General features: G+C 38.4%; 1 protein-coding gene. It reads right to left on the bottom strand.

What is annotated here, in order from left to right:
* Window positions 1–183: 183 nt before the first annotated feature.
* Window positions 184–579 carry a hypothetical protein gene (locus BBA02S_RS19935; RefSeq protein WP_041114511.1) on the bottom strand — a complete coding sequence of 132 codons (396 nt, stop codon included), beginning with the start codon at window positions 577–579 and terminating at the stop codon, window positions 184–186.
* Window positions 580–757 lie beyond the last annotated feature (178 nt).

Genomic DNA, 757 nt, shown 5'->3' on the forward strand with positions numbered 1-757 from the left:
GATCGGTAAATCTGATTAACGCTTTTTTTATCCAATTCAATATCTCATGTTCTTTGCGCATTTTGTGTTTCCTACTCCTCAACAGCTTCCATCAAGAAACCACACTGGGGACATACCTTCGTGGGAACGATGCAGCGGTATTCAATCATCTTGCACACTTCCTATCTAGCAATTTACTATTGATTAATGCAAATATTGATTAGGATTTTCGATATCTATTGTTGTGGTAAAAGGCTTCTGGCCAAATTTTTTTAGCGAATATGCTTTCAAACGATTAATCTCGTTCTTCATCTTTTCCTGACCTATTCTTTCAATTACTGCAACAATCTGAACAGCTACATTCAGTTCTAAAAAAAGCATTGTTTCTTCATAGCTTTCAATCGCTTCGGAAACAGGTACGCGGAAAAGTTTTGCCCCCGATTCAACTTCTGAAACCAGAATAAAACCACTGATCGGAACAGCACTAAATTTGAAACCACCAACAGCAATTGAATGACCTGCTACTTTGACCCACCCTTTTGTAGTGGACAAATAAAACTCTTCAGCTTGTCCAGACACCTCAATTTCGATCTCCTTCAAAACTTAACACCCCTTTTTATTCGATAGTTTCGGTTTTATATGAATGACTTCTTAAAACAATGACATCTGCTCAAAATTAGCCGGTTCTTCTTCAATAAGCTCCATTTCAAAGGACTCCTCCATAGGGGCTGGTTCAACTGGTTGATAGTCCGTAAACCAATGAGCTGGAAAACAACCG

It is taken from the genome of Bacillus badius NBRC 15713 (genome assembly GCF_001591605.1).
GTDB lineage: Bacteria > Bacillota > Bacilli > Bacillales > Domibacillaceae > Pseudobacillus > Pseudobacillus badius.